The sequence below is a fragment of the Streptomyces sp. NBC_00210 genome (assembly GCF_045160975.1).
Classification (GTDB): Bacteria; Actinomycetota; Actinomycetes; order Streptomycetales; family Streptomycetaceae; genus Streptomyces.
This window is the reverse complement of sequence record NZ_CP108120.1, coordinates 4,065,946-4,091,463: the sequence shown is the minus strand read 5'-3', so window position 1 is coordinate 4,091,463 and position 25,518 is coordinate 4,065,946. Positions and strand designations below refer to the sequence as shown.

At 67.0% G+C, this 25,518-nt stretch carries 16 protein-coding genes and 4 pseudogenes; 15 read left to right on the top strand and 5 right to left on the bottom strand.

Annotation, left to right across the window (positions count from 1 at the left end; genetic code table 11):
- The first annotated feature begins 653 nt into the window (after window positions 1-653).
- Both OG729_RS18515 and OG729_RS18510 read left to right on the top strand, forming a co-directional pair.
- Window positions 654-7,559: a polymorphic toxin-type HINT domain-containing protein gene (locus tag OG729_RS18515; RefSeq protein ID WP_405807147.1), complete on the top strand. Its 6,906-nt coding sequence runs from the start codon at window positions 654-656 to the stop codon at window positions 7,557-7,559.
- A complete protein-coding gene (locus tag OG729_RS18510) occupies window positions 7,531-8,094 on the top strand; it encodes a DUF4265 domain-containing protein (RefSeq protein WP_405807146.1) in 564 nt (187 codons plus the stop codon). The genes OG729_RS18515 and OG729_RS18510 overlap by 29 nt, the downstream gene beginning before the upstream one ends.
- 504 nt (window positions 8,095-8,598) lie before the next feature.
- Here OG729_RS18510 and OG729_RS18505 read toward each other — a convergent pair.
- Together OG729_RS18505 and OG729_RS18500 are read right to left on the bottom strand one after the other, a co-directional pair.
- Window positions 8,599-10,035, bottom strand: a complete 1,437-nt coding sequence (locus OG729_RS18505) for a recombinase family protein (RefSeq protein WP_405807144.1) — start codon at window positions 10,033-10,035, stop codon at window positions 8,599-8,601.
- Window positions 10,036-10,057: 22 nt separating this feature from the next.
- Window positions 10,058-10,822: pseudogene (locus OG729_RS18500) on the bottom strand (aminotransferase class I/II-fold pyridoxal phosphate-dependent enzyme); the annotation flags it as partial.
- Window positions 10,823-11,579: 757 nt separating this feature from the next.
- Between OG729_RS18500 and OG729_RS18495 the strand changes: the two are divergent.
- Together OG729_RS18495 and OG729_RS18490 are read left to right on the top strand one after the other, a co-directional pair.
- Window positions 11,580-11,934 (top strand): annotated as a pseudogene (locus tag OG729_RS18495) (transposase); the annotation flags it as partial.
- Between the two features lie 168 nt (window positions 11,935-12,102).
- The gene (locus OG729_RS18490; protein WP_405807142.1) at window positions 12,103-12,399 is read left to right on the top strand and encodes a hypothetical protein; all 297 of its coding nucleotides are present in this window, start codon (window positions 12,103-12,105) and stop codon (window positions 12,397-12,399) included.
- Between the two features lie 890 nt (window positions 12,400-13,289).
- Here OG729_RS18490 and OG729_RS18485 read toward each other — a convergent pair.
- On the bottom strand, window positions 13,290-13,850 hold the full coding sequence (locus OG729_RS18485) for an AAA family ATPase (protein ID WP_405807141.1): 561 nt from the start codon (window positions 13,848-13,850) through the stop codon (window positions 13,290-13,292).
- Complete coding sequence (locus tag OG729_RS18480; RefSeq protein WP_405807139.1) at window positions 13,850-14,605, bottom strand: GntR family transcriptional regulator; 756 nt, start codon at window positions 14,603-14,605, stop codon at window positions 13,850-13,852. The genes OG729_RS18485 and OG729_RS18480 overlap by 1 nt, the downstream gene beginning before the upstream one ends.
- A gap of 233 nt (window positions 14,606-14,838) precedes the next feature.
- Here OG729_RS18480 and OG729_RS18475 point away from each other — a divergent pair, with 233 nt between their 5' ends.
- From OG729_RS18475 to OG729_RS18445, 7 genes and pseudogenes are all read left to right on the top strand, one after another.
- Entirely contained in the window at window positions 14,839-15,462 is a 624-nt protein-coding gene (locus OG729_RS18475; protein ID WP_405807137.1) for a sigma factor, read from the top strand.
- A gap of 17 nt (window positions 15,463-15,479) precedes the next feature.
- Window positions 15,480-15,686: a sigma factor-like helix-turn-helix DNA-binding protein gene (locus tag OG729_RS18470; protein ID WP_405807136.1), complete on the top strand. Its 207-nt coding sequence runs from the start codon at window positions 15,480-15,482 to the stop codon at window positions 15,684-15,686.
- Window positions 15,683-16,210, top strand: a complete 528-nt coding sequence (locus tag OG729_RS18465; RefSeq protein ID WP_405807134.1) for an HNH endonuclease — start codon at window positions 15,683-15,685, stop codon at window positions 16,208-16,210. The genes OG729_RS18470 and OG729_RS18465 overlap by 4 nt, the downstream gene beginning before the upstream one ends.
- Window positions 16,207-17,832 carry an ATP-binding protein gene (locus OG729_RS18460; protein WP_405807133.1) on the top strand — a complete coding sequence of 542 codons (1,626 nt, stop codon included), beginning with the start codon at window positions 16,207-16,209 and terminating at the stop codon, window positions 17,830-17,832. The genes OG729_RS18465 and OG729_RS18460 overlap by 4 nt, the downstream gene beginning before the upstream one ends.
- 250 nt (window positions 17,833-18,082) lie before the next feature.
- Window positions 18,083-18,322 (top strand): helix-turn-helix domain-containing protein, encoded by a 240-nt coding sequence (locus OG729_RS18455; RefSeq protein ID WP_405807131.1) that lies wholly within the window; start codon window positions 18,083-18,085, stop codon window positions 18,320-18,322.
- Window positions 18,323-18,701: 379 nt separating this feature from the next.
- A pseudogene (locus OG729_RS18450) lies at window positions 18,702-18,989 on the top strand (site-specific integrase); the annotation flags it as partial.
- A gap of 60 nt (window positions 18,990-19,049) precedes the next feature.
- Window positions 19,050-19,980: pseudogene (locus OG729_RS18445) on the top strand (IS5 family transposase).
- A 306-nt stretch (window positions 19,981-20,286) separates the two neighbouring features.
- On the opposite strand, the gene OG729_RS18440 reads toward OG729_RS18445, so the two are convergent.
- Window positions 20,287-21,426 carry an IS701 family transposase gene (locus tag OG729_RS18440; RefSeq protein WP_405811180.1) on the bottom strand — a complete coding sequence of 380 codons (1,140 nt, stop codon included), beginning with the start codon at window positions 21,424-21,426 and terminating at the stop codon, window positions 20,287-20,289.
- Between the two features lie 165 nt (window positions 21,427-21,591).
- Here OG729_RS18440 and OG729_RS18435 point away from each other — a divergent pair, with 165 nt between their 5' ends.
- The 4 genes from OG729_RS18435 to OG729_RS18420 all read left to right on the top strand — a co-directional run bounded on the left by OG729_RS18435 (window position 21,592) and on the right by OG729_RS18420 (window position 25,517).
- On the top strand, window positions 21,592-22,557 hold the full coding sequence (locus OG729_RS18435; RefSeq protein WP_405807129.1) for a tyrosine-type recombinase/integrase: 966 nt from the start codon (window positions 21,592-21,594) through the stop codon (window positions 22,555-22,557).
- 185 nt (window positions 22,558-22,742) lie between these two features.
- Window positions 22,743-22,988: a hypothetical protein gene (locus tag OG729_RS18430; protein ID WP_405807128.1), complete on the top strand. Its 246-nt coding sequence runs from the start codon at window positions 22,743-22,745 to the stop codon at window positions 22,986-22,988.
- A gap of 328 nt (window positions 22,989-23,316) precedes the next feature.
- A complete protein-coding gene (locus tag OG729_RS18425) occupies window positions 23,317-23,874 on the top strand; it encodes a DUF2617 family protein (protein WP_360884440.1) in 558 nt (185 codons plus the stop codon).
- Between the two features lie 50 nt (window positions 23,875-23,924).
- Entirely contained in the window at window positions 23,925-25,517 is a 1,593-nt protein-coding gene (locus OG729_RS18420; RefSeq protein WP_360884437.1) for a polyamine aminopropyltransferase, read from the top strand.
- Window position 25,518: the final 1 nt, after the last annotated feature.

The following is a 25,518-nucleotide window of genomic DNA, read 5'->3' as shown; positions in this document are numbered from 1 at the left end:
TCCCTCTCCCCCTCGGGCGCCTGGATGCTGAGCTGCCCTCGGAAATACCGGCGACCGGTGTCCGTTGCGCGGCTCCCGGAGTTCTCCCAACTCAAGGCACCCGCGCAGATTTGTGCGAGCAGAGCATGGCTCATCTTCACGGTTCCGTCACCCATGGCGAGCGGTGAGGTCGGGGGAACCCGATGGCCGGGCTCCGCGTCGTAAGGAGTGAAGACAGCAGGTCAGTTGAGGTCGTGCCCGTGAACCCAACCGGTAAAAAGGGGCTTTGAGGCATGTAACGGACCCTCATATCCGTGCACTGATCCATCTCGGAGATGATCTGCCGGATTTCCGGGTGTTGATCACGGCATCAAGGCATATCCGCCGCAATGCATTCGCAATTCCGCTTAACGGTGGAGCCGTAGCCTATGCCCCTGTGATTGATGTCACTCCTACCTTGCGCTGTGGATTTCTTGTGGGGATTGCACGCACAATCTGCTGGCTATTCGTCAATTCCCTGCGGCCCCACCTCCCGGTGCTCGCAGCGGTTGTGGGGGGTCCACATGTCATCGTCGGATTCGGCGATTCAGTTCCGTCTGCCCGGACGCAGGATGCGCCGTAACACCAGGCGCCATCGTGCAGCGCAGGGTGTCGGAATCGTTGTGTCCGCCGTCATGGCCATCACGCTTGTGCCGGGCGAGGCATGGGCACTGCCGCCCGCGGACCCTCGCAACGTCATCGCTCTGCCTGACCTCCAGCAGGACGAGGCCGCGAAGCTGGACGAGACCAAGGCCGCCGAGCTCGAGGGCTGGTCGGGTGCCCCGCTGGAGCCGCCCGCCGAGTACAACCCGACTGATGTGACGCCACCGGCGGGCCCTCACCAGGACGTGCTCCTGGGCAGCGCAGGCGATCAGCTGGTGCAGGCAGGTGATCTGCCGGTGAGCATCGGACAGGCGTCACCGACCGCGTCGGAGCCCAACCCGCCAGCTCCCAGCGGTACATGGGGTGTGGATGTCGAGCCGCGCGCCGATACCGAGACCGCCGAGGTAGCTGGGGCGATCATCACGCTGACGCCTCCGTCGACCGGTTCCACGCCAGTCGACGTCGAGCTGGACTACAGCAAGTTCGAGGATCTGTACGGCACCGAATGGTCCAGCCGCCTGGAACTGGTCCAGTTGCCCCAGTGCTTTTTGACCAGCCCCGAGCTGGCGGAGTGCACCACCGCGGTTGATGTGCCGAGCGACAACGACCCCTCCGGGGAGACGGTCCGCGCCACCGTAGATCCCGCTGCGAGCCAGGCGCAGGGCCTGACCCCGCAGGCAGGCGGGGGCCCGGTTGTCCTTGCGGCCACCGACTCCGCGGCCGGGGCGGGCGGTACGTACAAGGCGACCTCGCTGTCCCCGACAGGCACTTGGACCGCGGGAGGCAGCGGCGGCGGTTTCTCGTGGTCGTACCCGCTTTCTGTCCCGGCGCTCCCGGCCGGTCCCGCGCCGAAGGTCTCGTTCTCGTACTCTTCACAGGCGGTGGACGGCAAGACGTCGGTGGCGAACGGCCAGGCGTCGTGGATCGGTGACGGCTGGGACTACACCCCAGGATTCATCGAGCGCCGCTACCGCTCCTGCTCCGAGGACCGCAAGCTCGGCAATGGAGGGCCGCCGAACAACGACAACGCCACGGACAAGAAGAAGTCCGACCTGTGCTGGGCGAGCGACAACGTCGTGATGTCGCTCGGCGGCTCGTCCACCGAACTCGTCCACGACGAAGCCTCGGGCAAGTGGATCCCGGCCAACGACGACGGGGCCAAGGTCGAGTACAAGGCCAAGGACGGCACGAGCAAGGACGTGCAGACCGACAAGTACGACAACGAGTATTGGGTGATCACCACCCGGGACGGAACGAAGTACTGGTTCGGCCGAAATGACGTCGACGGCGCCGGCTCCCGGCCCGTCACCAACTCGGTCTTCACCGCCCCGGTCTTCGGCAACCACGTGGACGAACCGTGCCACGCATCGACGTACGCCGGCTCCTCCTGCACTCAGGCCTGGCGCTGGAACCTCGACTACGTCGAGGATCTGCACGGCAATGCGATGATCATCGACTGGGCCAAGGAGACTAACTACTACGCGGAGAACCAGAAGTACAAGTCCAAGGTCTCCTACGTCCGCGGTGGTTACCCGACCCAGATCCTCTACGGCCTGCGCGCCGGGGCTCTGACCGGCCCACCGGCCGGCAGGGTGCAATTCACCGTCGGTGAACGCTGCATCAAGGAAGGCGTCACAGACTGCACGGACGCCGAGTTCGAGTCGAAGAACTACGAGGACAAGCAGCCCTGGTGGGACACCCCTTCCACGCTGAACTGCAAGCAGACGGCGACCAACTGCTTCGTCACCTCGCCGACGTTCTGGACCCGCAAACGGCTCACCGCGGTGACCACGTACGGCCAGCGCACGCCGGGCTCGACCACGCTGTCCCTGGTCGACCGCTGGAACCTGCAGCAGTCCTTTCCCAAGCAGCGCACCGCCACTCACCCGCCGTTGTGGCTGGAGTCAATCACCCGCACCGGCTTCGGCACCACCAAGGACAGCGCCGGAGCCCAGGACAGTACCCCGCTGCCCGCTGTCGCGTTCCTCCCCAACGTCGTTGACATGCCGAACCGGGTCTCGACGGGTGCCAGTGACCAGACCCCGGACTTCGACCGGCTTCGCGTGGAGACCATCCGCACGGAGACGGGCGGAGAGATCTACGTCGACTACTCCGACCCCTGCCCGGTCGGCAGCACCCACCCGGCTCCCGCACAGAACACCACCCGCTGTTTCCCGGCGCGCTGGTCCCCGGACCCGGACCTGGAAACGCCGCCACTGGAGTGGTTCAACAAGTACGTCGTCGACAGGATCATCGAGAAGGACCGCGTCGCCCGGCAGCCCGACGTTGTGACCTCCTACGTCTACGAAGGCGATGCCGCCTGGGCCAAGGACACGGACGAGTTCTCCAAGGCGGAGCTGCGCACATACAACCAGTGGCGCGGCTACGCGAGCGTGGTCGTGAAGCACGGCGTAACAGCAAACACCGGAGCGACCGACGCCACCGAGCAATCCCAGACCCGTACCCGCTACTTCCGCGGCATGTCGGGCGACGCCGGCCGCGCCGCGATCACGGTCAAGGACTCGACGGGCACGGAGGATCTGGGCGAGGATCTGCCCGCCCACCAAGGTCGCGCCGCCGAGACCATCACGTACAGCAAGGCAGGCGGCAGCCTGATCACGCGCCAGTTGACCTGGCCGTACGCGAAGAAGACCGCGTCACGGGCGCGCGCGGGGCTGCCGGCCCTGGAGGCGTGGCGCACGGGCACGACTCGCACGGACTCCATCCAGACGATCAGCGGCGACAAGGAGCGCACCAGCCGCACGGTCAACACCTTCGACACCACCTACGGCCTGCCCATCACGAGCCACACCCTCACCCTTGCGCCGGACGCGTCGGGAACGCAGGTCGTCGGTAACCAGTCCTGTACCACGACCAGTTACGTCCACAACACGAGCGTGCACCTGATCGGTCTGCCCGCGCGGGTCCGTACGACCGTCGGCGACTGCGACCAGGCGGCGACGGCAACGGGCGACAAGGTCGTCTCCGACACCCGGACTTCGTACGACGCGCTGGACGCCTTCGCCACCCCACCGGTCAAAGGCCTGCCCTACCAGGTGGACACTGTCAATGGCGCCGGGACGGGCTGGATCACGTCGGCACGCACGACGTATGACGCGCTGGGCCGCGCCACCAAGGTCACCGACGCAGCAGACAACGCCACCACCACCGCCTACACACCCGCCACCGGACCCGCCTTCCAAGTCACGGTGACCAACGCGGCCGGTCACACCTCCACCACTGCGAGCGACCCGGCACGCGGGACGGTCCTGTCCGTCACCGACCCCAACGGTCGCAAACTGACGAGCAGTTACGACGACCTTGGCCGTGTCACGGGCGTCTGGACGGCCTCCCGCACACAAGGCACGGACAAAGCGTCGGCACTCTTCGAGTATCAGACCGAGGCCAGCAAGGCCCCGGCCGTTACCACGCGGACCCTGCGCGACAACGGCACGTACGAGGATTCGGTCGCGATCTACGACGGTCTGCTTCGCCCGCGCCAGACCCAGACGGAAGCGCTCGGCGGCGGCCGGATCGTCACCGACACGCTGTACAGCGCGAACGGAACCGTCCGGCAGACAAACAACGGCTACTACGCGAAGGACGAGCCGGACAAGGAAATCTTCGTCCCGGAGACGGTCTTCCAAATCCCGAACTCGACGGAGACGGCGTACGACGGCCTGGGCCGTGCGGTGCGCACGACGACGCTGCACAAGGACGTACCGCAGCACTCCGCCACGGCCCGGTACGAGGGCGACTGGACACTGAGCCGAACAGGCATGTCGCCGGATGGCACCACCCCGCTGTCGGGCAGCCGCGCGGTCAAGACGTGGACAGACGCTCTCGGCCGCACCTCAAAGGTCCAGCACTTCACGGCCACCGATCTCACGACGAAGACCGACACCTCGTACACCTACGACCCGCGCGGCAAGCTCGACCAGGTCACGGACGCCAAGGGCAACAACTGGACCTACACGTACGACGCGCGGGGCCGTCTGACAACGTCGACAGACCCGGACATGGGCAAGGCGTCCGTCGGCTACAACACTCTCGACCAGAAGGTCTGGTCGAAAGACGAGGCAGAACGCACCCAGCACACGGTGTATGACGTACTGGGCCGCCAGATCGAACTGCACGACGATTCGGCCTCGGGTCCACTGGTGGCGAAGTGGACGTACGACTCCTTGCCGGGCGGGAAGGGACACCCGGTCTCCTCGACGCGCTATAACAACGGCGCGGCGTTCACGAGGGAGGTCACCGGTTACGACGCCGAGTACCGTCCGACAGGCTCGAAGGTCACGATCCCGATCACAACAGGCACGACGGGCCTCGCGGGCACGTATGCGTACGCCAGCACGTACACGGAGACGGGCAAGCCCCAGACCACCACGTTGCCTGCCACCCCCGGCGGGCTCGCTTCCGAGGTGATTGTCAACCGCTACAACGGCGAGGGCTCCCCGATCACGACGTCGGGCCTGTCCTGGTACACCGCCGACACCATCTACAGCTCGTTCGGCGACGTGCTGCGCACAACAAGTGGTGAAGCGCCGCGCCGCGTGTGGACGACGAACACGTACGACGAGAACACCGGCCGTATCAACCAGTCGATCACGGACCGGGAGACGGCTGCCCCGAACCGGATCTCCGCTCTGAAGTACGGCTACGACACGGTTGGCAACGTCACCTCGATCACCGACACCCAGTCGCCCACGCGCACCGACCGGCAGTGCTTCGCCTACGACCCCATGGGCCGCCTGGTTCATGCCTGGACGGGCGCGAGTGCCGGATGCCCCGCAGCCTCCGGCACCCAGGGCGCGGGCCCCAACCGCAGCGAGGTGACATCCGGCCCCGACGGTGACGGCTACTGGCAGTCGTACGAGTTCGACGCGATCGGCAACCGCACGCGGATGACGGTCCACGACCTCACCGACGCGAACCTGGACGACGTCGACGACTACACCTACGGCAAGACGGTCACCGGAAACGGCACGCAGCCACCGTCCACGGCCCAGCCGCACACCCTCACTAGGCTCGACTCGACCGAAAAGACCCTGGGCTCGACGGTCACCTCGCTGTCGACCTATGCGTACGACACTGCGGGCAACACCACTCAGCGAGTACTGGGCGGCGATCCCCAGGCCCTGACCTGGGACCGCCGCAACAAGCTGACCTCGGTCGACAACGACAACAACGGCACGGCCGACGTCACCTACCTCTACGACGCGGACGGCAACCGCCTCATCGAGGACAACGGCACAACCCGCACCCTCTTCCTCGGCGAAGCCGAGATCACGGTGAACACCGCCGGCCAGGCGATCGAGGCCCAGCGCTACTACACCCACCCCGGCGCCCCGACCACGGTCCGCTCCACCGGTGGCAAAACCACGGGCCACAAGCTCACGGTACTGCTCGCCGACCACCACAACACCGTCACGAGCGCGATCGAGCAGACGGCCAACCAGGCCATCAAGCGCCGCAAGTACGACCCGTACGGTAACCCTCGCGGGACGGAACCGGCCGACTGGCCGGGCCGCCACACCTTCCTCGGCACAGGAGTCGACGACCCCACTACCGGCCTCACGCATATCGGCGCGCGTGAATATGACGCCTCGACGGGCCGGTTCCTGTCCGTCGACCCGGTCATCGACATCACGGACCCGCTCCAGATGAACGGGTACACCTACGCCAACGGCAGCCCTGTCACGTCCAGCGATCCCTCCGGCCTCTACTGCGACAGCTGCAACTGGGACACGCCTCAGGGGAACCGCAACGGCAAGAGCAAGCCTGAAGGTTCGCACCCCGACAACACCAGCGACGGCCAAGACGGATCAGGTCTGCCCGTCGTGAAGAAGAACCTGGGTGACGGCGAATCGAAGTTGCCGCCAAAGAAGCTGTACACGGAGTACTACGTCTCGGGGTTGCCAACTCCCGGGCAAATAATTCGCACGAACGGCTCCTACGCGGCATCTCTCAGCTACGAACTCAACGTTGAGCTCCACTTCCGTGAACGCTGTAACTTCAGCGGCGCCAACGAGGCCTGTAGGCAGCTGCGGAAGTTCTATGGAAACTTCAAGCACGTAAAGAGCATCGACACCATCGACGCTTGCCCGATATGCGGAAACCCTGGCTTTGATCTCATCCTCATGAGCCGGATCGGCGGAGGCAAGGGACGAATTGATTGCATTCCCCACAGCTTCGCCCCGGACACGCTGGTCCTAATGGCCGACGGCACCACCAAGCCGATCAAGGACGTCAAGAACGGCGACAAGGTCCTCGCCACTGATCCCAAGACGGGGAAAACCCGCGTCGAGACGATTAATGCCCAAATCCAGGGTGAGGGTCTCAAGCACCTGGTCAAAATTACCATCGACACCGATGGAGAAAAGGGCGCGGCTACCGCCACGGTCACCTCGACGGAGGGCCACCCCTTCTGGGTGCCGGAGCTCGGAAAGTGGATCCACGCCACCGACCTCAAGCCTGGTGACTGGCTTCAGACCAGCGCAGGCACGTACGTCCAGGTCACCGCAATCAAGCGCTGGACCGACCAGTCGGCCACGGTCCACAACCTCACCATTAGTAACCTTCACACGTACTATGTCCTCGCGGGGGCCACGCCGGTCCTAGTCCACAATTGCAACCGAGCTGGTCTAGATTTCACTGACGCCGAGCGTCAGAAGGTCTACGATGCCAATCTTGAAAAGAATGGTGGTGTCCTGAAGTGTGACTACTGCGGGCAAGAGGTCGTGCGGAGGCCCTCAACGAGGGGTGTTCCTGGGCGGCCGGACGACGCTCAAATTGATCACGTCGAGCCCAGAGTAGGTGGCGGACACGGCGGCGAGCACAACGGTGTGGTTGCGTGTCGGCGCTGCAACAGGGATAAATCCACGAAGCCTCTGGAGGATTGGGACGATGAGCTCCGAGAATTCCTCGGTGACTAAGGGCGGTGAGCTGCCTTCTGGCGAGGCTAAGGCTGAACAAGAGAGCAAGCCGGAGAGGCTGTTCAAGGTAGCTTTCGATCTCCCTGAAGAGACCGCCTCATGGGTTCCTGCGTCAGCGGAGCTGCTCTGGACAGGTAAGACCTCTGTCAAGATGGAGGTGCAGGTTCGAAATACGCCGTTCTATGTTAAAGGGATCGCCTTCGCCGATATTGTTCGTGTGAGGGCTGATCATGAGCGCAGGGAATTTGTCTTTGAGGAGTTCGTTGCGGAATCCGGACATTCAACCATCCGAATCATCTTGAAGGATGACAAGGTGCAAGAGGTGGCGGATTCACTCCTGCGGAGCTTTGACTGTTCCTGGGAAATCGACTCCACGGGCTACTTGTGGGCAATTGACGTTCCGCCGATCGTCGATTATTCCCTTTTGAAGGCTGAGCTTCTCCGAATTGCAAACGATGGGCGAATCGGTATCGAAGAGGCTGCGCTTTCAGAGGTCCACAGAGAACGCCCTGTGTCTCCAAAGTCGGATACTTAATCGGGCTTGCCAGAAGCCGGCCGGACAGGTACCCGGCGGGGCTTTTTGGGTGGTTTACGGCAACGTCAGCGGTCTGCTGCTCTGATGGGTCGCGGCCGGGGTGGCCGATCGAATCGCCCGGCTCACTAACGTGTCCCGAACCGGAGGGCTTCGATCGCGGGATGGACTTCCAGATCGTGCGGATCTCAGTTCGCAATCGGCTTCCCCAGCGCGCTCACCGGGCCCTGATGCGCCCTGGTCGCGGCGGCCAGCAGGTCCGGTAGATGGCGGACTTTCGAGGCGTAGGGCACGCGTCACCGCGCTTACCGTCTGCGCAGTGACGCGGGAGTCGGCCCGCCGATAGCCTGTCTGATCGTGGTACGACCCAGACCGGCACGGCCCGCAAGCCGTTCGCTCCTACGTTGATCGGTGTTTGAAGCCCCTTCGACCCCTCGCGCAACAGCACACGGACAAGGCCCACCTCATAGGAACCGGACTTGGTCGCTCGGCTAGGGTCCTTGAGTTTCAGCCCAGCGGATTAGGCTTGATCGTGATCCGATCGGTGTCGAAGTTGCCGACTCCGGCTGCCGGGCCGATGACGATGCCCCCGAACAGGAATCTGTAGATCGCGTTCATCCGGGCGTAGTCCTTCTTCTTCTCCAGCCGCTCCCAGTTCTCTTCCGCATCCGGTCCCGCGATGCCCTCAAGGACGGCCACCGGGCGGACCACGGTCTGCTTCTGTCGCTCCTTCATCCGCGCCTCGATCGCGCGCCGCCGCTGCCTGTACTCACGCGTGGACATCTCATCGGCGTCCCACATCTCGTACAGGTCATTGAGTTTCTGGGCGTCCTTCTCGTCCGCCTCAACATCGGTGGCCGGCCTGGTGGTTGCTGCGGGCGTCCGGCCGGTGATGTCCAGCTTCGACAGCACGTCGATGGCGACGTCACGCGCGAATCGCTCCAGGGGTTCCGCCGCGATCGTGCGTTTGCAGGCCGTCCCGTCGACTGCCACACGGCGCGTACAGCGGTACTCCGGGACGCTTCCGGAGTTCCCGGCCATCGTCCGGCCGCACGTGCACATGACCACACTGCGCAGTAGGTAGTAGCGCGTCGGGTTGTTACTCTCCGCTGACCGCTCGGCGCGGAACTTCCGCTTCTCCTGGGCTTCGTCCCACTGGCCCCGGTCGATGATCGCGGGCCACTTCCCGACGCCGTGCTCCTCGCCTCGGAAGACCCGGATACCGGCGACGTGCCGTGAATCGATCAGCGCCCGTACGGTGTCGGGCCCCCACGTCTTGCCCAGCGCGGTCACGATCTTCCGCTCATTGAGATCGCGAGCGATGGCGCGCGGTGACTGCCCGGCGAGGAACCGTCGGAAGATCTCGCGGACGATCTCCGCCTCAGCCTCGACGATCTCCATGCCGTTCTTCGTGTACCCGTAGCGGCGCCGTCCCGTGTGCGGGGTGCCCGCGCTTGCCCTGTCGTCCATGGCGTCCTTCAAACGGCGCGACGTGTCGTCCGAAGAGCGGCAGGCGTGGGCCACCTCGATGCGGAGGATGAAGCGGTCGTCAGGGTCGGAGAGGTCGCGGCGGTTCGCCTCGCCGTGCAGGGTGATGTGGTTGCTGTCGGAGATGGTCAGCAGTTCTTCAAGGTCCCTCGGCTGCCTCATGAGCCGGTCAGGGTGATAGGCGATCAGATGACGGATCCTGCCCTCGTCCATCTCCTTGAGCATGGCATCCCATCCGGGGCGCTTGCGGTCCCTGCGCCACGCCGAACGGTTGTTGTCCACAAAGATGTTCGCCGCCGGGACCAACAGGCCTAGCCGCTCCGCTATGTCGCGGCAGATACGCTCCTGACGGTCCACGCCGGTCTGGTCGTCGTCATCAACGTGGGATATCCGGCAGTAGATCGCTGCCTCTTCGCCCGGCGTGATGGGCTGTCGCCTCGCATTGGTGTTCGCCATGCGGGGGAGTGTACGAACAGGGCGTGACCCAGCCGACCTTCCAGCCGGTGAACGAGAAGGTCTTGCCCGCCGACGAGATGCTGACCGTGCGCTCCCGCATCCCGGGGAAGGTCGCGATCGGCACATGCTCGCCGTCGAAGGCCAGATGCTCGTAGACCTCGTCGGTGACGACCAGCAGATCGCGCTCGACGGCGAGCTCGGCGATCGCTGCCAGCTCGTCGCGGGTGAGCACCGTGCCGGTCGGGTTGTGCGGCGTGTTCAGCAGGATCAGCCGCGTCCGGTCGGTGACCGCGTCGCGCAGCTCGTCGAGATCCAGGTGGTACGCACCCTCGCGCGGCCGCAGGGTCACCGGGACGCGGCTGCCGCCCGCCATCGCGATGCAGGCGGCGTACGAGTCGTAGTACGGCTCCAGCGCGATGACCTCGTCGCCCGGCTCCACCAGCGCCAGCAGCGTGGCCGCGATCGCCTCGGTCGCGCCCGCCGTGACCAGCACCTCGGTGTCGGGGTCGTACGACAGGGAGTAGCGCTGCCTCTGGTGGTCGGCGATGGCGGTGCGCAGCTCGGGCACGCCGGGGCCGGGCGGGTACTGATTGCCGCGGCCGTCGCGCAGCGCCCGTACCGCCGCCTCCCTGACCTCTTCGGGGCCGTCGGTGTCGGGGAAGCCCTGGCCGAGGTTGATCGACCCGGTCGCTGCGGCCAGCGCCGACATCTCCGCGAAGATCGTCGTGCCGAATTCGGCCAGCCGGCGGTTGAGCAGCGGTCGTGGTCCCGGTTCGCGTGCAGTCATGGTCGCCATCCTGTGCCGAAGCTCTGGAGTTGCTCAACTTACCTTCGTGGATGAGCACCTGCGCCGGTGTCCGGAGCACCATCTCTGAGCAGGGGAAGGGCTGTCGTCGACTGTCGTCATCTGTCGTCGTTGGCCACCCTCGGACGGCCCACAGACGGCCCGGCGCTGGGCCCCGATCTGCCGCTAGCGATAGCGGCAAGGGGTGCTATCGATAGCAGCCCTGATAGCGACCGGAACGCCGGTTGACCAGCACGTTAGCTGATAGCGGCTCATCTGGGCAGACCCCGGAATCGGGCCGTTGGGCGCCTCCGAGAGGGGCTCCGCCGGATCGCTATCGGGTCGGGCCGGACCATGCCCGGCCGTCGGTCCATCGTGGGGAAGAGCAAGAAGGAGCGGCCTCCGGCGGCGCGTCCCTTGGCGCTCGCTGCGCTCGCCGTGGCCGCCGTACCGGGCTCACGCCGTGCGCGACTGCGGCGCCCTCGCCGCGGCCGTCAGGACGGCAGTCCAGGGGCGGGAGACTACCGGGCCTGCCCCGCCCTGGAAGGCACCCGAAGACGGCCTTCCAAGGGGCAGGCGGCAGGCGGGTGCAGGCGCCGCTGGATGGCGTCCCGTGAAGTGGTGTAGCCGGTTGAGCGTCTGGAACGCGCGGGTGTCCGCTCGGGGCGTGCATCCGCTGTCGGCGAGTGCTCCCTGAACAAGGGCAGGCCATCGCGCAAGTCTCCCTGGTGAACGGCCAGCTCGACCGGAGGAGCGCATGATGACCTTGTCCCAATCTGACCTGATGCGGCTGCTTCAGTCACTGCGTACGGCCGACGGAGTTGAGACGATCAGGGTGCTGTGCGAGCGCATTCTGCAGGAGCTCATCGAGGCCGAGGCCACTGAGGCCCGGCGCCGCCCCGGGCGAGCACTCCGACCAGCGCACCACCTGGCGCAACGGGCACCGGGAGAGGCTGCTGACCACCCAGGCCGGCGACCTCGATTTGAAGATCCCCAAGGTGCGGACCGGGTCGTTCTTCCCCTCTCTGCTGGAGCGGCGCCGACGGATCGACCGGGCTCTATTCGCCGTGGTCATGGAGGCATACGTGCACGGGGTCTCGACCCGCTCGGTCGAGGTGCAGGGAGGGCGTACGGCCAGACTATGACCAAGGCAGGAGACATCCAGATCACGCTACTGATAGCCGGACCTCGCTCGGCATGGCGGCGACATTTTGATGACTTAGCATGAAAAAATAGCGCTTGGTCAGTCAATTACTGCTCGAGCAGGAAAGCAGGGTCACATCATGTACATGATGCGCCAGGTCTACCAAGCTGAACGCGGGAAGGCGCCGGAGATCGTGGCGGCGTTCAAGACCCTCACCAAGCTGTTTGAAGAGGCCGGGTACGCGAACCGGCGAATCTACGTCGATTACGCCGGTCCCATGGATACGGTCGTCGCCCAATGGGAATTCGACAGCCTCGACCAGTACTTCACCATGGAGCGAGCGTTCTTCGTGGATGAGAACGCCCAGTCACTGATCGATACGTTTAACAGCAACGCGGTATCCGGCTACAAGGAGATCTACGAGGTCATCCAGTAGCGGATCGCCTGGGCGACAGAGGCCACCGTCACCCGCGCGTTCCCGGGCCACGACCGGCTACACCACTCAGCGGGACGCCATCCGCCGCTGGGCCCCTCCCGCTCTGTGTGGCTCGCCACGGCTTTTCAGGCGGGGCAGGCGGCCGTCCGTACCGCGATCCTCCCCCTTCTGAAGAGCCGTCCCTAGCCGTCCTAGAGAGTTGAGGGAAGATAGCGTCCGCAGCGTCCGCTTGGCATCGCTCACCCGGTCTGACCTGCACTGTTCCTGCGGACGCTAAACAAAATGTTTAGCGTCCGCCAGCGTCCGCAGCGTCCGGACACCCTCCGCTACTAAGAGCCGGTTTCCGCAGGTCAGGGCGGCTCTTAGATGGGGGGGTGCGGACGCTAGCCCCGAGTTGGGACAGCAGAAGAGACCACCCCCGCGCGGACGAGGGTGGTCTCTTCAACGCCTGCCGACGACGTGGCGGGGGAGCTGCAACACCCCGGGGGTTGCAGCCGCTCGCCCGGCGGCTGGCGCACAAGCAAGAGGAGCACGCCGTGCGTCGCGTGGTGCTCCTTTTGCTTGTGCGCCGGACCGGCCGGAAGCCGCGCGACGGCGCCCAACACGGTGCGGCGGCCGACGCGCGCGAGCGCAGCGAGCTGCCGAGGGTCGCGCGGCCGAGGGCCGCCCCTTCTATCACCCTCCGTAGCAGCGGCAGACGGCGGAACGGGTGCTAGGTCTAGCAACTCCCTCCGCTAGACCTAGCATCATCGCTAGCAACCAATATGGGCCCTGATCAGCTATCTAGCACCTAGCAGGCCAAATGCCGAGACCCCGGAATCAGTGCGATTCCGGGGTCTCGGGGGAGGGTGAGCCATTGCTAGCCACGCCACCGCGCCGAACACGAAGGGTTACCTACTCGGGGGAGGCGTCTCGTCCAGCACCTTCAGCACTGACTCGGGGTCGCCGTTGTACACAAGGTGTGGCTCGTCTGGCCCCGGAGGTACGAACCGGGTCCGGTAGCGGATCAGGTCGCTCTCGGCGAAGTAAATCGAGTTCGGATCGGCCGCATGCTGCGCATTGCGCTCGCTCACGCGGGCCCAGAGTTCTTCGTGACTCGCTTCCAGGTAGACGAGCACCGTGCTCGCGTGGGCGCCGGTCGCGATCGAACGCCAATGAGCACGGTCGTCCGGTGTCCAGAAGCCATGGTCGACCACCACGTCATGCCCAGACCGGAGTTGCTCGCGGAGTACCTCGGAGATCTCTTCGAGTACCGGGCGTTCGAGGGTCGGAAAGACGCCTCGGGGGAAGTCGACTCCGTACACGCCATGTCGGCGGAACATCTCTTCGTCTGGGCAGAGCCTTACGAAGCCGCGGGCTGTGAGCGCACGGGAAAGTGTCGTCTTGCCTGAGCCGGGGAGTCCTGCCATCAGAACGCAGAACGGTCGGGAGGCGTTGTGGGCGGCCGTCACTAGCTGACATCCGATTCTGTGCGCCATGTACGGCCAGGCCCCCCGAGGTCAACGCCGTACTCCACCACGTTGCTCTCGCTGTCGACGAACTTTGCCGTCATCACGACTACCGGCTCCGTCGGCGGCTTCGCGGGGTTCAGCTCCAAGAGCTGCGCATCCTCTGACGTCAGTAGGCGAGCTGACGCGGTGTCGATCCGATGAGTGATCGGGAGGCCGGTGGCCTGAGCGATGAGCTGTAGCGACGTTCCGCCGGTCAAGCGCTCGCTCTTCGCCAACTCTGGGATCAACTTCCCGTACCGGGCGGGGATCCAAGATGTGGAGTGCGCGACGATCCCGTGCCGGTCGCGGTACACGCGACGTCGCCTGATCACGTCCGAACCAGGTGCGATGTCCAGCACCCGCGCCACGTCAGTGGGTGCCGACACCACGGCGGCCTGGTGGGAGTCGGACCGCTCGCCGGATCCCCAACTTGACCCGCTGCGGCGACCTCGGTCCTGCCGCTGAGATCCGGAAGGCATCGGAGAAGGACGGTCCAGCACCTCTGTCCCGATCCCGTGAATCCCCCTGACGAGCCCGTCAGTTCGAAGCTTCCGCAATGCCTTTTCAGCGGTCGCGGTGCTGACTTTCCACTCCTGCGCGAGGGTCTTGATGCTCGGCAGAAGCGAGCCCGGCTGTAGTTCGCCGGACGTGATCAGCTCCGCGTAGTGGGCGGCAATCTGCGCATACGGCGCTCGATTGTCGGCCTGATCCGACATCTCGTTAGCTCCCTTGTCTCTGTGGACGACATCCCTACTGTACCCCTTGACACCCTAGGGTGCCCTAGGGAACCTTAGGGATGCGCCCGCCGGTCGGATCGGTCGATCGGAGACCGCCTGTCTGGCGTGCGCTGAACGTGAAAAGTCCTGGTGAACGCCGGGAAACAGCAAGGAGCGGCTCCCTACCGCCAAGCAGATAGCCGCTCCCTGACCCTCTAAGGGGCACATCAATCATGCCTGGAACCATCACGGAACAGTCCACTCAGCAGCACACGGCGCTGTACGTGGCGCGTATGGAGCGCGGGTGGGACGTGGCGGAGGTGATCCACCGGATGCGGGTGGAGGCCAAGGCGCAGGACGCCAAAATGCCGTGTGCTGACCGGCCGCTGGTGGTGCACATCCACAAGTGGGAGCAGGGCGAGAGCGTGCCGCAGGCCCGGTACGTGAACGTGCTGATGGCCGTGTTCGGCAAGTCCGCCACGGAGTTGGGGCTGCCGGACCGGAGTATCCCGCCGATCGACTCGGAGCGCTGGGGGCGCATGTACGCCCGCTACTTCGACTGGACCGTCCGCTTCGTGTGGAACCGCGTCCATGACCGTGAGCTGGCCCGCGACCTGGCGCAGGACACGTTCATCGAACTCGGCAAGACGCTGCACAAGATCGACCCGTCCAAGCCGGAGGACAAGCTGTACGGGTTCGTCGCCCAGCAGGCACGGTGGACGTTGGGGCTGTACTGGCAGAGCTCCCGCAGCTGGCGCGAGACGACGCCGGAGGGCTACGACGATCTCACTGCCGAGATGGCCGCGCGGGACGACCGCTCGCGCCGGAGGAGTCCGTTCGGCTCACGGTCGACCTGAACCGCGTGGTGGCCACCATGCCAGAGCGACAGCGGCAGGTGATCGCCCTCACCATCTTCGACGACCTGTCGCGAGAGCAGATCGCGCGCGTCATGAACGTGTCCGTGATCCAGGTCGGGAAGATCCACCGCGCGGCCGTGACCGAGCTGCGGGCCCGGCTGACCGGCCAGCCGATCATGTGGTCCATCCCCAACACCATGGGCGCCCTGGGACGGGCGGCATGAGGCACGGACACCCGCTCAACTCCGCACGGCGGCGCGTGCGCAAGGAACAGCTCGCGCGCCGCCACGGGCAGCACTGCGCCTACTGCCGCCGCCCGTTCGCCGACTTAAGTGAGGCCACCCTCGACCACATCGCGCCGCAGTCGCTGTGGCGCTCGTGGTCGGTCACCTCGCTGATACTGGCCTGCGCCGACTGCAACCAGGCCAAGGCCAACCGACTCCCGCTTTCGCTCGCCCTGGTCTTGCTGGCGTGGGCCGACCCGACAGCGCCGGTCGTCCGCCCGATCGACTGGCCCCTGTTGGCCCGACTCGCCGCCGCCCACCAGACGGCTCTGACCAGCGTGACGACCCCCGTCACACCCGGCGTCACGCGACCGGCCGACCCGACCAGCGAAGGGTCTACCCGCACCCTGCACGAATCGAACTCCCACGCCCGTGCGCTGTCGATCGTGCGGCCCGACTGCCTACGCGCACCCCGACCCGTGCGGACGTGCACAGGCCCGACCCGAGAGGCGGTGTTCGCGTGACGACCACCCGATCCGACCGACCCGTCAACGGCCACGCCCACCCCGGCAAGAGTCGGGCGGCAGTCGACCCGACCCGATCGACCGGCCGCCGACCCGACCACGGCGACGACGGCGGAAAGAAGCCGTCGGCCGCCTCCCGGCTGGTCGCCCTCGCGCGGGAGGAGTACCGGTTCGTCATGTCCACCGACGGCCGCCCGTACGCGGTCGCCCTGGACGGCCCGAACCTCGCCCTCCCATTGCGCGGCCGGGCCGGACTGCGGCAGCGGCTCGCCCGGCGGTACGCGGACACCTACGAAGGCGAGGTGGCCTCACAGTCCGCCCTCGCCGACGCCATGACCGTGCTGGAAGGCATCGCGGAGGACACCGACCCGGAGTCCGTGGAACTGCGGGTGGGGCGCGACCCCGCCGGCGCAATCGTGGTCGACCTCGGCACTGCCGACGGCCGCGCGGTCGTGGTCACCGATCTCGGCTGGGAAGTCGTCGACCGTGCCCCGGTGCTCTTCCGCCGCTCCGGAGCCATGGCCCCGATGCCGAAGCCCGTGCTGGACGGTGACGGGCTGGCCAAGCTGCACGCCCTGCTCAACATGGACGAGCCGACGTTTCACCAACTCGTCGCGTGGCTGGTCGCGGCCTGGATCCCCGACATCCCGCACCCCGCTCTCGTCTGCAAGGGCGAGCAGGGCACGGGCAAGTCCAAGGCCGCGCAGATGTTCATCAACCTCATCGACCCGTCCCCGGCCGCCAAGCGCAGCCAGCCGCGCGATGCCAAGGCATGGAACACGCAGGCGTTCGCCTCATGGGCGTTGTGCCTGGACAACGTCAGCACCATTCAGCCGTGGCTGTCGGACACCCTGTGCAAGGCGGTGACCGGTGACGGGGTCGTCGACCGCGCCCTGTACACCGATGACGACGTCGTCGTCCTCACCTTCCGGCGGGTGCTGGCCCTGACCACCATCGACGCGGGAGCTCTCGCGGGCGACCTCGCCGAACGCGTGCTCATGCTCGACCTGCAGCTCATCGGCTCCGACCGGCGCCGCTCGGAAGAGGAGCTGGACGCCACCTTTGCGGCCGTCCGCCCGGCCGTGCTCGGGGCCCTGTTCGACGTGTTGGCCTGCGTGCTCGCGGTGCTGCCGTCGGTGCGGCTGGACTCCATGCCGCGCATGGCGGACTTCGCCCGGGTGCTCGCGGCCATCGACCAGACGCAGGGCTGGCACACCCTTGACGACTACCTTGCCACCTCGGCGAACGTTGCCACGGATGCCATGGAGGGCGACCCGTTCGCCCGGGCCATTGGCGCCCTGGTCGACCAGGTGGGCAGCTGGCAGGGCACCGCCGCGCAGTTGCTCGAAGTGCTGCCTGTGCCGGGCCTGGTCCGGCCGCAGGGCTGGCCCAAGGACGCCACCCGCGCCAGCGGACGCGTCAAGCGGCTCGCCCCGCTGCTGCGGTCCATCGGGATCACCGTGGACGACACGCAGCGTAGCCAAGACCGACACCGACACCGACTCCTGACGCTGGCCCGCGCAGCACCCGAGGAAGAGCCAGCGTCCGCACCTCCACAAGCCTCGCTCTGGCCGGAGGTGGCCCCCCTCGGGGAGGGCAGAACCCCACCTGACCAGCCCTGACGTAGCCGGAATGCCCACCGGGCCGGGCCGCACACCAGCGGCCCGGACACGTCGAAGCTGCGGACGCTACAGCCGTCCAGCGCCCGCAGCGTCCGCACTAGCGTCCGCACCCCTCACCCCAACTGGCCTGCAACAACGTGGCCGTGCTGACGCTAGGAAGCTGCGGACGCTGAAATGCACCAACTCTCTAGGACGGCTACCGGCACCACTCCCACGCACCGCACCCCGGACACGAGGAGTCACCACCGCCATGGCCACCCCCGAGCACACCGACCCGCGCGCGATCCTGCGCGGCGGACTCCCGGACTGCTACCTGACCCCCGAAGACCTGGTCGTCATGTTCAAGCTCCCGAGTGTCGAGACCGTCTACCAGTGGCGCCGCAAGCGCATCGGCCCGCCCGGCTTCCGCGTCGGCCGGTACCTGCGCTTCGACCCGGCGGCCGTCCGAACCTGGGTGACCCAACAGGGCGCCCTCGAAGACGCGGCCTGAGCCACCGGGCTCGGCGGGGAGGCAGCACCCGCCGGGCCGGGGAGGCAGGGAGAACTCCCTGACTGCCTCCCTGGCCCGTCTCCCTCCACCTGATCAGCGCAGATGGCCTCTCAGGGAGGCAGGGAGTCATACCCCCACCACCCCCGAAAACCCCCTCCAGAGGCCACCCGAGACCCCCTGTCTCAGCCTCCCTGACCAGTCCGAGGGTGCTACCGGTAGCAGCCCCACCAGCTACCGGTAGCAACCCCGCTAGCACCCCAAACCTCCAGTGATCAGGCCCGTAGCGAGTAGCGGGCCTGGCCCAGCACACCCCGAAACCGGCCGGACGGCGCCCATCGGACCCCGCCGCGCCCTGCTACCGAGAAGGGAGTCAGCCCTCATGGCTGGCCACATCCAAGACCGCTGGTTCAAGACCGAGACCGACGCCGACGGCAAGACCGTCCGCATCAAGACTGAGCGCCACAGCACCGGCATGCGCTATCGCGCCCGCTACGTCGGCCCCGACGGAGCCGAGAAGTCCAAGAGCTTCGCCGACGGACAGAAGCGCCGTGCCGAGAAGTGGCTCAGTGGCATCGAGACGGACATGACGCGCGGTCAGTACACCGACCCCAAGTCCGTACGGATCACGTTCCGGCAGTATGCCGAGAAGTGGTTGGACAGCAAGACACCTAGGCACTGTTTCTCGGATCTCGGGACGTGAGCGGGGGGTTGGGGTCAGGCTCGGGGTATGGGCCGTGGGGATCTGACAAATGCGGAATGGGATCGGCTGGCTTCGTGCTTACCTCGTGGTGGTACTCGTGGGGGCCGGTGGAGCGATCACCGTCGGGTGATCAACGGGGTCCTCTACCGGGTGCGGACGGGTGTTCAGTGGCGGGATCTTCCGGAACGGTTCGGGCCGTGGGAGACGGTCTATAAGCGGCATCGCCGCTGGTCCGCGGATGGAACGTGGGAGATGCTGCTGTCGAAGGTCCAGGCCGCCGAGGACGCCGCGGGCCGGATCGACTGGGACGTCTCGGTGGACTCAACAGCGGTGCGGGCCCACCAGCACGCCGCCGGCGCAAGGAAGGCTCGGCCGGCCGCGGTTGTTCAAAGGGGGCCGTCCGGGGGACGAACCAGGCCGATCCGGTGCTTCGGAAGCTGGCCGCCCGATTGGCGGAGGTGGTCAGATCGGCGAATGCCTGGGACGCTCCCGCGGAGGCTTCACGACCAAAATCCACCTCGCCGCGGAGGGACGATGCCGACCCCTCGCCCTCGTCCTGACACCCGGACACTACGGCGACGGCCCTCAGCTCGAGCGCGTGCTGGAGCAGGTATCCGTGCCTCGCACCGGAGTCGGGCGGCCCCGCACTCGCCCCGACCATGTCCTGGCGGACAAGGCCTACACGTCCCGAATTAACCGTCGTTACCTGCGACGACGTGGAATCCGGCACACCATCCCCGAACGTCTCGACCAGCAAGAACACCGCCGCAACCGCGGTTCCCGAGGCGGCCGGCCCACCGGTTTCGACAGCGAGCGCTACAAGAAGCGCAACACCGTCGAACGCGCCATCAACCGGTTGAAGGGCTTCCGAGCCGTCGCCACCCGCTACGAGAAACGCGCCTACATCTACCTCGGCACCGTCACACTCGCAGCACTCCTGATCTGGCTCCGCACATGATCCGAGAAACAGCGCCTAGTACTCCAGCAGGATTTCGCTGTCTGACCTGCGGGTTTCGCTGGGCGGCTGGAGTGTAGCGGGCTGTGGAGTGGTCAGGGGCGGTCTCACGGAGGCCGCCCCTCGAACGTGCGACAACGCCGCAGGTAATGACAGCGACGGGCGACTGCCTGGCGTCGTCGGCGCCAGTTCGACCAGCTCATCGCGTGGCGTCGGCCTCGGCGTCCGCGCAGGTGCGGGGGCCGGGGACGACAAGCTGCCAGGAGTCGCCGAACCTCCGCCACTGTGAGCGCGATGGCCCCGGCTGCCTCACCGGTTCCGCCCCCTTTCCCTGGCCTGGTGTGCCGTGGCTGCCAGGAAGGCGTGCGCGAGCATGGCGAGGGTGATGTGCCGGTACCAGCCCACGTAACGGCGGACTTCGTACTGGTCCAAGCCGCACTCGTTCTTCGCGGCCTGGAAACACTCCTCGATCGCCCAGCGCGACCCGGCGATCCGCACCAGTTCCCGGGCGGTGGTCTCCAAAGGGGCGTAGGCGAGGTAGTAGGCGACTTCGTCGGGCTTGCGGATGCTGCGACGGGCCAGCGCCCACCGCATCCGATGGGGGACCTCGCCCTGGTAGTCGAACTCGGCGACGGCCGGCAGCCGCACCGCCGCCCAGTGGTAGACCCGCGGTCCCTTCGCGCCGTCTCCGCATGAGATCTTCTCCCACGCCTCGGCCGGGGCCTGTGCGAACAGGCCCTCGATGCGGGGACAGCCCACAGTGAACTGGGACTTGGGCACGGCCAGCACATAGCCGACGCCCGACTGCTCCAGCAGCCGACGGAAGCGACTCTCCTGGCCGTAGGCGGAATCCGCAGTGACCCAGGCGATGGGCAGCGGTGAGGCGAGGGCCCGCAGCACCATGCGCCGGGCCAGTTCGCCCTTGGTGGCAAACGCCTGGTCGTCGGGGACTTTGGCCGCGCGGCAGCGTTCACGGTCCTCGGCCCAGGACTTGGGCAGATACAACTCCCGGTCCACCAAGGCGCGCCCGCGGCCGGAGGCGTAGGCGGCGAAGACACCGATCTGGCAGTTCTCGGTGCGGCCGGCGGTTCCGGAGTATTGGCGCTGAACCCCGGCGGAGGTGGTGCCCTTCTTGATGAAGCCGGTGTCGTCGATGATGAGGACCCCGCCGTCCTCACCGAGCTTGTCGGCGACGTATTGCTGCAGGTCGTCGCGGATGTCGTCGGGCTCCCACTTTGCGCCGGCGAGCAGGTGCTGCAGACCGTCGGGGGTGGCATGGCCTGCCTGTTCGGCCAGCTGCCAGCTGTTCTTTCGGGCCACCGGGGCGAGCAGTCCGCGTACGTAGTCACGCATGCGGCGGCGAAGCTCCACACGGCCGAAGTGATGACCGATGGTCACGAAGAGGTCGTCCAGTTCAAGGTCCCACTGCTCGGCAGCACTCTCGAAGATCACGTGGGGAGCTTTCCCAACCGCTGTCATTACCTGCGGCGTTGTCGCACGTTCGAGGGGCGGCCTCCGTGAGACCGCCCCTGACCACTCCACAGCCCGCTACACTCCAGCCGCCCAGCGAAACCCGCAGGTCAGACAGCGAAATCCTGCTGGAGTACTAGTCCGATGACCCGGAAGGAACTCGGCCGGCGCCTGCGGCTCCACGTTTACCCGGTGCTTGGTTCCCGACCGATCGGGACTTTCCGGCCCGAGCACATCAGGGAACTTCTCGCCGCGCTGGAAGCAAAGCCTGGCGTGAGCGCTTCCTACGCCCGGAACATCTTCGCGGACGTTCAGTCTGTCCTGTCCGCCGCTGTCGATGACTCGTTGCTGTCGCGCAACCCGTGCGGCGCGCGTACCGTACGGCGACCCAAGCCTGACGCGCATCCCGTCGTCCCGTGGGTGCCCGCCCAGGTGTTCGCCGTTCGAGCGGCGCTCCTGGAGCGGTACCGAGCGATGGTCGATGTCGGAGCCGGATGCGGGCTGCGCCAGGGCGAGGTGTTCGGGCTGGCAGAGGACGCCATCGACTCCGACGGGCGCACGCTCCATGTGGTCCGGCAGATCAAGCACGTGGAAGGGCGCCCGGTGTTCGCGCTCCCCAAGGGTGGCAAGAAGCGGGACGTGCCGTTGCCCAGCTCCGTGGCGGAAGCGCTCCGGGCGCACCTGGACGCCTGCAAGCCCGTAGAGATCACGTTGCCGTGGGACGTGCCGGAGGGGCCGAAAGTGTCCGCCCGGCTGATCTTTACGGCTGAACAAGGCGGCGTCGTGCGGCGGAGCAACTTCAACGGAAAGGAGTGGAAGCCCGCTCTCGCCGTCGTGGGTCTCATCCCCGATGCGGATGAGGACGGCAAGTACGCGTCGGCGCGCGAGCACGGGATGCACGCCCTACGGCATTTCTACGCTTCCGCGTTGTTGGACGCGGGCGAGAACATCAAGGCCGTCAGCGAGTACATGGGGCATGCTGATCCGGGACTGACGCTGCGGGTTTACGCCCACCTGATGCCAGACAGCCGCGAGCGTGCCCGTCTCGCCATTGATTCGGTGTTTCAGCGCCTGTTCCAGGAAGATCACGGCCCACAGACGGCCCAGTGAGACTCGGACGGCCCCTGGCCAGCCCTTCTGCGCAGGTCAGGGGCCGTTGCCCCGAGAGAACCCTCTGAAGTTGCTCAAGTCTGCTTTGGGTCCGCGGGGCCGGGGGCATCCCCCTCTCACGCAAGAAGCGGTCACGCAAAGACGCGGGGGGCTCGCTTCGGGGGAACGAAAGGACGGTGAGTGCAATGGCAGTTTTCGTCGGGATCGTGATCGTGCTGTTCGTCGTGTTCGTGGTCGTCAAGATGGCGTCCGGCTCCGGCCCTGGCAAGCGTGTCAAGGGGAGCCGCCGGGGCACGGCGGCCGGCAGCAGCGGGGGCGGCTGGTGGGCGGGTGGCGGTGACTCGGGCGGGCATTCCTGCGGTGGCGGTTCTTCGTGCGGCGGCGGCTCGTCCTGCGGCGGCGGGGGAGGATGCGGTGGCGGAGGCAGCTGACACGGGGCAGCTGGTCCGCGACCACTGAAGGCACCTGGCGGGTGAACTCCCGCCGGGTGCCTCCTTGTTGATGTCCTTCCCGGTACTTTTTAGTTGAACAGTTGAACCCTGAGGCCCCCGACGGGATGAAACGACTCCAAGTTGGGTAAAAAGGCTGTGGGCGTCGCGCAGTTCATGATTCCCTCGCTGTTGGAACCTGTAGGAACCATCCAGCCCTCGGACCTGATGTGGACCCGAGCAGGCGTTCCCCCGGATTTTTTCAACTCCCCTCAGGGACGCCCCCGGTCCACGTGTCCTCCCGCCGAAGCGTGTTTTGCGGAGCCGACCCATGCTCACGACCCTCCATACTGCGTATACCGACACCCGTGCCGACGATCTCGCCTGGGCGCTGGGCCGGGAGCCGCTCCCCGCCCTGGCCGTCCTAGACCTCGAACTGTCCGGAGCGAAGCTGCAGTTGAGACTGCTGGGCGCCTCCCACCAGGTGCTCCTCGAGGAGAAGCAGGGCAACTGCTCAGAGACCGTCGCCTGCATGTCCGGCTCCAGCACGCCGCTGCCGCTCGGCGTTGCCAAGCGGCTCGGCGACTGGGAGTACGAGTTCGCGGCGCGCGTCGAGACGCTCTCGAACCGTTCGTTCGCGGGCCGGGCGCAGGAGTTGCTCGCGCTGGTCGCCGACCATCCGATGGGTCTCGCCGGAACGTTTCCCGGCTCTCCGCACGCTTTCACGGCGATGCTGGCTCAGCGTCTGGACGGACAGGTGCGCTGGCGCACATGGCACGCGTATCCGCAGGAGGGCCGTCTTGTCGTCACCCGTACGCGGGTCGGCCGCGTCCTCCCCGCCGGCTCGCTCCACGCTGAGATGCCCCCCGGCGCCCGCGCCGTAGTTTGAACCCTTGTGGGTGACAGGAAGCATGCAAACCCTGACGTAGCGTTACGAACATGATCGATCGGCAGCAGACTTCACCGCCTCCGTACGTGGTGCGGCTGCCCGTGCGCCCCGACGCCGGCCGGTATCTGGTGCTGACAGCGGTCTTCGTCTGCGCCGCCTGCGGATTGGTGTACGAACTCGAACTGGTCGCCCTCGCCTCGTACTTGATCGGCGACTCCGTCACGCAGGCGTCCGTCGTGCTGTCCGTGATGGTCTTTGCGATGGGCATCGGCTCGCTCCTCGCGAAGCGGCTGCGCTGCCGGCCCGCGGTCGGATTCGGCCTGCTGGAGACGGCACTTGCCCTGGTCGGCGGCTGCTCGGCGCTCGTGCTGTACGCGGCGTTCGCCTGGATCGGCGAATCCCGGTTCGTGCTGGTGGGCTTCTCTCTCGCGATCGGGGTGCTGATCGGCGCGGAGATCCCACTGCTGATGTCGCTGATCCAGCGCATCTCGCGGCGCGACGCGGAAGGGACGGTCGCGGATCTGTTCGCCGCGGACTATGTGGGCGCGCTGGTGGGCGGGCTCGCCTTTCCATTCCTGCTGCTGCCGTGGCTGGGGCAGTTGACGGGCGCGCTGCTGACGGGCGCCGTCAATGCGGCGGCGGGCGGCTCGCTCGTGCTGTGGCTGTTCCGGCGGGATCTGACAGGGCGTTGGCGCGCGGGGCTGCTGGTCGCCAATGTCACGGTGCTCGCGGTGCTGGCGACCGCGGCCGTGCTGGTCGACGACTTCGAGCGTGCGGCGCGCACGGCGGTGTACGGGGACCACGTGCGGGTCGCCGTACACACCGGTGTCCAGGAAGTCGTCCTCACCGGTGGGCGGTCGGGGCCGCTGGACCTGTTCCTGGACGGGCGGCTGCGGGTCAGCGGGCGCGACGAGTACCGCTACCACGAGGCGCTGGTCCACCCGGCGATGCGGGGGCGGCATGCGCGGGTGCTGATCCTGGGCGGGGGCGACGGGCTGGCGGCGCGGGAGGTGCTGCGCTATCCGGACGTCGTGTCGGTGACCGTCGTCGAGCTGGATCCGGGGGTCGTGCGGCTGGCCCGGACGGATCCGGCGCTCGCCGAGCTGAACGGGTATGCGTATCGAGACCGGCGGGTGCGGGTGGTCACGGCGGACGCTTTCACATGGCTGCGGGTGCCCAGAGGGACGTACGACGTGGTGATCTCGGATCTGCCGGATCCGGGCATCACACCGAGCACAAAGCTGTACTCGCAGGAGTTCTACGGACTCGCCGCGCGGGTCCTCGCGGACGGCGGGCGCCTGGCCGTGCACGCGGGGCCGCTGGCCTCGCGGCCGCTGACGTACTGGACGGTCGACGCGACGCTGCGAGCGGCGGGGTTCGGCACCCGTCCGTACCGCGCCACCGGCCGCCTGGCCGGGCCTGCGGGCCCGGACCGCTCCACCGGCACGGCGTCCGCGCCGGACGACTGGGGATTCCTGCTCGCCGCGCCGGGCCGGCTGCCGGACCTTGCGCTCGCGCCCGACGCGCCCCCGCTGCGGACGCTGGACGCGGCGGTGCTGGCGGAGGCGTCGTGGGGCGCGGAGCGCACGCGATGGGTGGACCTGCCGGCGTCGACTCTGGTGCACCCGCGCTACACCGACTGAA

Coding starts and splice junctions, on each gene's coding strand:
- OG729_RS18470 (WP_405807136.1), top strand. CDS start 15,480: ATGCCAGAGCGACAGCGGCAGGTGATCGCCCTCACCATCTTCGACGAC.
- OG729_RS18420 (WP_360884437.1), top strand. CDS start 23,925: ATGATCGATCGGCAGCAGACTTCACCGCCTCCGTACGTGGTGCGGCTG.
- OG729_RS18505 (WP_405807144.1), bottom strand. CDS start 10,035: ATGGCGAACACCAATGCGAGGCGACAGCCCATCACGCCGGGCGAAGAG.
- OG729_RS18455 (WP_405807131.1), top strand. CDS start 18,083: ATGGCCACCCCCGAGCACACCGACCCGCGCGCGATCCTGCGCGGCGGA.
- OG729_RS18510 (WP_405807146.1), top strand. CDS start 7,531: ATGAGCTCCGAGAATTCCTCGGTGACTAAGGGCGGTGAGCTGCCTTCT.
- OG729_RS18430 (WP_405807128.1), top strand. CDS start 22,743: ATGGCAGTTTTCGTCGGGATCGTGATCGTGCTGTTCGTCGTGTTCGTG.
- OG729_RS18425 (WP_360884440.1), top strand. CDS start 23,317: ATGCTCACGACCCTCCATACTGCGTATACCGACACCCGTGCCGACGAT.
- OG729_RS18435 (WP_405807129.1), top strand. CDS start 21,592: ATGACCCGGAAGGAACTCGGCCGGCGCCTGCGGCTCCACGTTTACCCG.
- OG729_RS18515 (WP_405807147.1), top strand. CDS start 654: ATGGCCATCACGCTTGTGCCGGGCGAGGCATGGGCACTGCCGCCCGCG.
- OG729_RS18480 (WP_405807139.1), bottom strand. CDS start 14,605: ATGTCGGATCAGGCCGACAATCGAGCGCCGTATGCGCAGATTGCCGCC.
- OG729_RS18465 (WP_405807134.1), top strand. CDS start 15,683: ATGAGGCACGGACACCCGCTCAACTCCGCACGGCGGCGCGTGCGCAAG.
- OG729_RS18475 (WP_405807137.1), top strand. CDS start 14,839: ATGCCTGGAACCATCACGGAACAGTCCACTCAGCAGCACACGGCGCTG.
- OG729_RS18490 (WP_405807142.1), top strand. CDS start 12,103: ATGTACATGATGCGCCAGGTCTACCAAGCTGAACGCGGGAAGGCGCCG.